The following is a 7,289-nucleotide window of genomic DNA, read 5'->3' as shown; positions in this document are numbered from 1 at the left end:
GCCTCGACCATCACGGCGACGCCGCGCGGCTTCAGCACTTCGTCCACCGCGGCGGCGAGCTGCGCCGTCAGGTGCTCCTGGGTCTGCAGCCTATGGCCGAAGATATCGACCAGCCGCGCCAGCTTCGACAGGCCGACCACCCGCTCGATCGGCGTATAGGCGATATGCGCCTTGCCGTAGAACGGCATCATGTGATGCTCGCAATGCGAGGTGAAGTTCATGTCGCGGATCAGCACGAAATCATCGTAGCCGGCGGTCTCGCCGAAGGTGCGGTTGAGCACTTCGGAGGGGTTCTGGTGGTAGCCCTGGAACAATTCGTCATAGGCCTCGACGACGCGGCGCGGCGTGTCGAGCAGGCCCTCGCGCTGCGGGTTCTCGCCGATATAGGCCAGCAGCGTCTGCACCGCCGTCTCGGCCTCGTGGCGCGACGGGCGCGCCTGGTCGGGATGCACGGCGGGGGCGAGGAATTCCGCGGGATCGAGCTCCGAGGGATGAAATTCGGCCTTGGCGTCAGATCTGGGGTCGTTAGATCTAGGGTCCTGGGATATGCCGCGCAGCGGCTTGATGATTGCGTCCATCTTTACTCCGTTCGACCGGCCCCCTGGGGGGACCGGAGTGTCACCGGGCAGACGGGCGGCCAACGCCACCGGAACGCCTGAGTCCGTCAAATGATAATACCAGCAGGCCCGAATTGAATTCTCAAATTCCGGCGATCTGGAGAATGCCCGGCATTCTCATGGCGGGCACGTCACCCTATATAGGGGTCAGTTCCACGGTCGCCAAGGGCAGCCCATCGCCGCTCGCCCGGGCCCAGCTCGCATATTTCTTGGCCAAGTCAAGGTTCCACACCCGATGCTGAACGACATCTACAACAAGCGGATCATCGAACTGGCCGGCAATATCCCGCGGCTCGGCCGCCTGCCCGCCCCCGATGCCTCCGCCACCGCGCATTCCAAACTGTGCGGCTCGACCGTGAAAATCGACCTCACCATGGACGGGCCGGTGGTCACCGATTTCGCCCATGACGTCAAAGCCTGCGCGCTCGGCCAGGCCTCGTCCTCGATCATGGCCAGCCACGTGGTCGGCTCCACCGCCGCGGAATTGCGGGCCCTGCGCGAGACCGTGCGCAAGATGCTGAAGGAAAACGGCGCGCCGCCGGACGGCAAGTGGGCCGACATCGCGCTGCTCGAGCCGGTGCGCGACTACAAGGCGCGGCACGCCTCGACATTGCTGACGTTCGACGCCGTGGTCGATGCGATCGGGCAGATTGAGGCGAAGGCCACGCAAGCGGCGGTCTGAACTTTCTGCGGGCCGAAGCCGAATAGTCTCAAACTTGTCCCGGACGCGGTGCGGCGCGAAGTGCCGCTCCGCAGAGCCGGGACCGTACCAGACGCCAGCGTTTTGGGCGGTCCCGGCTCTGCGGCGCACTACGCCCGAAGACGGGCGCACTGCACCGCGTCCGGGACAAGTGTCAGCGTGTGAGATTTCGCCCGTCAAGGCGTGGGCACGGCGCAAGAGCGCCTTTGCCCACCCTACGTCAGGAAGGCCGCTACTTCGCCGGCGCGCTCGCGAGTCCGCCGGTCGGCAGCGCTTCGGCGGTCTTGGTCGATTTCGATATCGAAGCCACCGGCTTGTTATCATCCTCGGCGCTGCTGACGAAGCGATCCTGCACCGACTTCAGCGACAGCGACGCCATCGGCGGCTCGGCTTCGCGCAGGGCGGGCAACACGTCGGCGGCGATGGTGGTGGTGACCACGTTGGTGAGCTGCAACTCCGGCGCCGACAATTGATGCAGGTCTTCCCACGGCGGCACGTTGAGCGACAGCGACAGCAGGTCGCCGGTGCCGCCCATGTCGAAGGTGTACTTGGCGAGCCGGCCGATATCGCGCTCCACGATCATCAGATCCTGCGCGGTGTAGCTGGCGGCCTTGGGATCGTCGGCGCGGTCGCCCATCCAGATCTGGTGCACCCGGACATGGGCCTCTTCCGGCACGTAGCGCTTCTTGCCGGCCAGCAGCAGGAACACGCACATGGATTCGCAATACGCCTGCGGCGCCACCGCCGGCTTCAGGCTGGAGCCGACCTGCAACTCGGTGGTGGTGCCGACGGTGGTCAGCAGCCCCATGCGGCGCCAGCGCCGGCCCATGGTGATGGCGTCGTTGACCGAACCGCCTGACGAATCCAGCACGACGGTGGCGCCGGCAAGATCGCGGGTGCGGGCAAATTCGTCGAAATCCTTGACGGTGTCGCCGGTGACGACGCCGACCGCGCCGATCCAGCCGCGACAATCCGGTTCGCAGGCGATCCAGGTGAAGCGCATCGGCATCTTGCGTTCTTCGAGAAAGCTCGCGGCGTGAGCGGAGGCGCCGACCGCGGCCATCAGGCCTGGAAGGACGATGCAAAGGGCGGCCGCGCGAAACAGCGCCGAACGTCCGGATCGTAGCGACCTTGCGAGTCTCAAATCGGTTCCTTCCCCGCGCTCTACTGAGCAATGGTACTGGCCCCAAACAACGCTCATGATTCTGTCACACAGGCGTTAAGCAAAAACCTAGCGCGCCAAATGCTAACGTCCAGTGCGATTTGCTGCGCTGCGGTCGAAAGTCTGGCAGGTGTGTCCTGCTTGCATAACCCGCTGAGTTCCCTGCTGGAAAACCGTGCAATTGGCCGTCAATCTGATAGCAAACCGCTTATGAAGCATTCATTCGGGTGTCCCGGCTGCGCTGGTACCATTCAACGCCTGCCGCGCAATGCGGGCCGCGGCGCGATCTGGGTGTATCGCCATACCCTCTCGCCGCTGGTCGGCTACAACTGCCGCCACCTGCCGAGCTGTTCGGTCTATGGCGACGAGGCGATCGAGCGCTACGGCCTGTGGGCCGGCGGCTGGATGACGCTGGCACGGCTGCTGCGCTGCCAGCCGTGGGGCACGTCGGGGATCGACAACGTGCCGATGACCGCGCCTGATGGCGCGCGCTGGTACCTGCCGTGGCGCTTCGCGCGATGGCGCGGCGTCAATGACGGCGGGGGTTAGGAGCAACTTTCTTTGCGATGACTCGTGCCAGCCGCGGCCGTCATTGCGAGGTCAGGGAAAGCCAATTGGCTTTCCCCTTAGCCCTTGCGACGAAGCAATCCAGTATTCGCTTTTGGCCTTCTGGATTGCTTCGCTCGGCGAAAGTCGCCTTCGGCGATTTTCGCCGGCTCGCAATGACGGGGTTGGGTCCGCGCTAGAAACTCACACACGCTGTGCGCACTGAAATCAGCACCGACTGCTGCTGGAATTTTGTCTTGTAGGCCTCGGCGATCTCTCCCAGCCCGGCACGCTTCGCGGCGTCGTCGGGAAAGCTGATCAGCACGACCTTGCTGGGCTCCCGCACCAGAATTCCACGCGCGCCGTCGCGCCATTGCCCCGTTGCGTCGAGAATGGTCAGCCCGTCCGGAAAGCGCGGCGTGATGTCGGTGGCCACGAAGCGCGCGAAGGCGGCTTCGCTGACGCCCGGGCGATCGCCGACATGGCGGCCGAAAATGAGTTCCGCACTCGCCATGGTCTGTGCCGGCGGCCCGCACGGCTGCGGCAGCGAGGCGCATCCGCCCAGCAACGCGGCCATGCCGAAGGCGGAAACGGTGAGTAATGCGCGCACGGTTTATTCCATCTCACGGTGCAATGAACATCGCGGGACATATCCGAAAATATGTTGCTGATAGTTGTGCCAATTGAAACATGCGGGATTGTTACACGACAACTGCTATCATACGGTGCGCCGACTTTCATCGAGCCAGTTGGGGACGCCAAGGTGCAACAAGGCCTTTACGAGGTTCATTTTCACACCGTCCACGGCACTGGAACCGGCATCATCTACGCCATCGGCGGCAAGCTGCGCGGCGGCAATTCGGCCTTCACCTTCATCGGCAACTATCAAGACAAAGGCGAGACCATCTCGGTGAAGGTCGCGAGCCGACGCTACAATCCGGATCCGGCCCACAAGGGTCTGTTCGGCCTCGACGGTGTGACCCTGGCGCTGAACGGCAAGGCGGACGGGGAGACCTACGACTTCGAAGGCAGCGCGCTGCAACTGCCGGGCGTCAACTTCAAGGCACGCCTCAGCCGCGTCAGCGACTGATCCGCGCGGTTTCCGACATTCCCCGGCTCAACAGCACGGCGGCCAGCGCCGTTGCGAGGAACGCCATCGCGACAAAGCCGGAGGCGTGGAAATGGCCGCCGGCGAACAGCAGGCCGCCCACCGCCGAGCCGATCGCCTGGCCGACATATAGCATGGAGGTGTTCAGCGACACCGAGGCCGCAGCCGCCAACGGTGCGGCGGCGATCAGGCGGATCTGCTGCATCGAGGTGATGGCGCCGAAGCCCATGCCCCAGATCGCGACGCCGAACGCCATCGCCGGCAGGTGGCCGGCACCGAGCGTCCACACCGTCATCCCCGCCAGCACCAGCGAGGTCGACAGCACCGAGGTGTTGAGCGCGCCCCAGCCATCGACGATCCGCGTCGCCGTCATGATACCGATTAGATTGAACAGGCCGTAGACGGCGAATATCAGCCCGACGGCGTCCGGGCCGGCGCCGGTGAGCCGCGCCAGCAGCGGCGCCATGAAGGTGAAGATCGCGAACTGGCCGGAAATCTGCAGCGTCGTGATCACGAGCAGCCACACCACGAGGCGGTTGCGCGCGAGGCCAGCCCAGGTGGAGAGGTCCACCGGCGTGCCATACAACCCGCGCGGCAGCCGCCACGCCAGCAGCGCCAGGCTGACGCAGCCCATGGCGCCGATGCCGAGATAGACCTCGCGCCAGCCGTAGCGGCTGGCGATGAAGGTCACCAGCGGCAGCCCGACCGCGACCGCCAGCGTCCAGCCCAGAAACACAAAAGCGACGTGGCTGCCGCGCCTCGAAGGCGGCACGATCAGCCCGACGGTGCCCGCGGCCTGCGGCGTATAGGGCGCCGCGGCCACGCACAGCACCAGCCGGATCGCCAGCAGCACGCCGTAGCTGGGCGCAAAGGCCGAAGCGAGATTGGCCATCGCCACGACCGCGATAATGCAAAGCAACAGCGTCCGGCGCTCGATCCGGCTGGTCAGCCAGGCCATCACCGGCGAGCCCACGCACAACACCAGCGCGCCAAACGTAATCAGCAGCCCGGCCTCGCGAATGCTGACGCCGAGACCCGACGACAGCTCGGCCAGCATCGCCGTCGGCGCCAGCAGACCGATGCCGGTGACGAAATTGCCGATCATCAGGGCGGTGGGGGCGAAGGGGCGGGTCACTGTCAAGGTGCGGTATTGTAGGGACGCCACCGCAACCTAGTCAAACTTGCAGCCCCATTCGCCGTTGCAACGCCCGAATCCGCTGATATACAACGCTTCCGCTTACCTGCGCCCGTGTGCAGGAGTGAGCCACAGGAGATGACCATGTCAGACGACAACAAGCCCGTATCGGGATTCCAATTCGGCCTCGCCAACCTGACGCCGCCGGCGCCGCCCGCCGAAATGATCAACGTCACCTTCCCCGACGGCAAGATGCGCGAATATCCGCGCGGCACCACCGGGCTGGACATCGCCAAGGGCATCTCGCCGTCGCTGGCCAAACGCACCGTGGCGATGGCGCTGGACGGCGTCGTGACCGACCTCGCGGATCCCATCGAGGCGAACGCCAAGATCGATTTCATCAACCGCGACGACCCGCGCGCGCTGGAGCTGATCCGGCATGACGCCGCCCATGTGCTCGCCGAAGCGGTGCAGGCGCTGTGGCCGGGCACCCAGGTCACGATCGGCCCGGTGATCGAGAACGGCTTCTACTACGACTTCTTCCGCAACGACCCGTTCACGCCGGACGACTTTGCCGCCATAGAGAAGAAGATGCGCGAGATCGTCGCGCGCGACAAACCGTTCACCAAGGAAATCTGGACCCGCGACGACATCAAGCAGGTGTTCTCGGACAACGGCGAGATGTTCAAGGTCGAGCTGGTGGACGCCATCCCTGCCGACCAGACCATCAAGGTCTACAAGCAGGGCGATTGGTTCGACCTCTGCCGCGGCCCGCACATGACCTCGGTGGGCAAGGTCGGCAACGCCTTCAAGCTGATGAAGGTGGCCGGCGCCTATTGGCGCGGCGACAGCAACAACCCGATGCTGACGCGAATCTACGGCACGGCGTTTGCCAAGCAGGAAGACCTCGATGCCTATCTGCACCAGATCGAGGAAGCCGAGAAGCGCGACCACCGCAAACTCGGCCGCGAGCTCGACCTGTTCCACTTCCAGGAAGAAGGCCCCGGCGTGGTGTTCTGGCACGCCAAGGGCTGGACGATTTTTCAGGCGCTGATCGCGTACATGCGTAGGCGTCTGGCCGGCGACTACAGCGAGGTCAACGCGCCGCAGATTCTCGACAAGTCGCTGTGGGAGACCTCCGGGCACTGGGAGTGGTACCGCGAAAACATGTTCGCCGCGCAGTCCGCCGGCGACGAGGCGGAAGACAAGCGCTGGTTCGCGCTGAAGCCGATGAACTGCCCGGGCCACGTGCAGATCTTCAAGCACGGGCTGAAGAGCTACCGCGATTTGCCGTGGCGGATCGCGGAGTTCGGCGTGGTGCATCGCTACGAGCCGTCCGGCGCCATGCACGGGCTGATGCGCGTGCGCGGCTTCACCCAGGACGATGCCCATGTGTTTTGCACCGAGCAACAGCTCGCCGACGAGTGCCTGAAGATCAACGACCTGATCCTCTCGACCTATTCCGACTTCGGCTTCGGCGACATCGTGGTGAAGCTGTCGACGCGGCCGGACAAGCGCGTCGGCACCGACGAGATGTGGGATCACGCCGAGCGCGTGATGGCCACCGTGCTGTCGGTGATCGAGACGCAGTCCGGCGGGCGCATCAAGACCGAGATCTCGCCCGGCGAAGGCGCGTTCTACGGGCCGAAGTTCGAATACGTGCTGCGCGACGCGATCGGCCGCGACTGGCAGTGCGGCACATCCAGGTCGACTACGTGCTGCCCGACCGGCTCGACGCCTCCTATATCGGCGAGGACAGTGCCCGGCACCGGCCGGTGATGCTGCACCGGGCGATCCTGGGCAGCTTCGAGCGCTTCCTCGGCATCCTGATCGAGCAGTTCGCCGGCAAGTTCCCGCTCTGGCTGGCGCCGGTGCAGGTGGTGGTGGCCTCGATCGTCACCGACGCCGAGCCCTATGCGCTGGAGGTCGCGGACGCGCTGCGCCATGCCGGGCTGTCGGTGCAGGCAGACGTCGCCAACGAGAAGATCAACGCCAAGATCCGCACCCACAGCCTCGCCCGG

Annotated in this window: 7 protein-coding genes and 1 pseudogene; 4 read left to right on the top strand and 4 right to left on the bottom strand. The window is 65.2% G+C overall.

Annotated features, from left to right (window positions below; translation table 11 throughout):
- Positions 1 to 578 (bottom strand): GTP cyclohydrolase I (gene folE / locus JWR89_RS10025; RefSeq protein ID WP_299715096.1); only part of this gene is annotated, 578 nt, incomplete at its 3' end.
- A 274-nt stretch (positions 579 to 852) separates the two neighbouring features.
- On the opposite strand from folE, the gene JWR89_RS10020 reads away from it, so the two are divergent.
- On the top strand, positions 853 to 1,299 hold the full coding sequence (locus JWR89_RS10020) for an iron-sulfur cluster assembly scaffold protein (RefSeq protein WP_299715093.1): 447 nt from the start codon (positions 853 to 855) through the stop codon (positions 1,297 to 1,299).
- Between the two features lie 250 nt (positions 1,300 to 1,549).
- On the opposite strand, the gene JWR89_RS10015 is transcribed toward JWR89_RS10020, so the two are convergent.
- The gene (locus JWR89_RS10015) at positions 1,550 to 2,380 is read right to left on the bottom strand and encodes a hypothetical protein (RefSeq protein ID WP_299715102.1); all 831 of its coding nucleotides are present in this window, start codon (positions 2,378 to 2,380) and stop codon (positions 1,550 to 1,552) included.
- Between the two features lie 309 nt (positions 2,381 to 2,689).
- On the opposite strand from JWR89_RS10015, the gene yidD reads away from it, so the two are divergent.
- Positions 2,690 to 3,028: a membrane protein insertion efficiency factor YidD gene (yidD, locus tag JWR89_RS10010; RefSeq protein ID WP_299715091.1), complete on the top strand. Its 339-nt coding sequence runs from the start codon at positions 2,690 to 2,692 to the stop codon at positions 3,026 to 3,028.
- A gap of 193 nt (positions 3,029 to 3,221) precedes the next feature.
- On the opposite strand, the gene JWR89_RS10005 is transcribed toward yidD, so the two are convergent.
- Positions 3,222 to 3,635: a DUF3574 domain-containing protein gene (locus tag JWR89_RS10005; protein ID WP_299715088.1), complete on the bottom strand. Its 414-nt coding sequence runs from the start codon at positions 3,633 to 3,635 to the stop codon at positions 3,222 to 3,224.
- Positions 3,636 to 3,788: 153 nt separating this feature from the next.
- On the opposite strand from JWR89_RS10005, the gene JWR89_RS10000 reads away from it, so the two are divergent.
- Positions 3,789 to 4,115, top strand: a complete 327-nt coding sequence (locus tag JWR89_RS10000) for a GrlR family regulatory protein (protein WP_299715085.1) — start codon at positions 3,789 to 3,791, stop codon at positions 4,113 to 4,115.
- Here JWR89_RS10000 and JWR89_RS09995 read toward each other — a convergent pair.
- On the bottom strand, positions 4,105 to 5,238 hold the full coding sequence (locus JWR89_RS09995; RefSeq protein WP_299715099.1) for an MFS transporter: 1,134 nt from the start codon (positions 5,236 to 5,238) through the stop codon (positions 4,105 to 4,107). The genes JWR89_RS10000 and JWR89_RS09995 overlap by 11 nt on opposite strands.
- Positions 5,239 to 5,490: 252 nt before the next feature.
- Between JWR89_RS09995 and thrS the strand changes: the two are divergent.
- Positions 5,491 to 7,289 (top strand): annotated as a pseudogene (gene thrS / locus JWR89_RS09990) (threonine--tRNA ligase); the annotation flags it as partial.

It is taken from the genome of Tardiphaga sp., from assembly GCF_028290785.1.
GTDB lineage: Bacteria > Pseudomonadota > Alphaproteobacteria > Rhizobiales > Xanthobacteraceae > Tardiphaga.
This window is presented reverse-complemented; position numbering and strand designations above follow the sequence as displayed.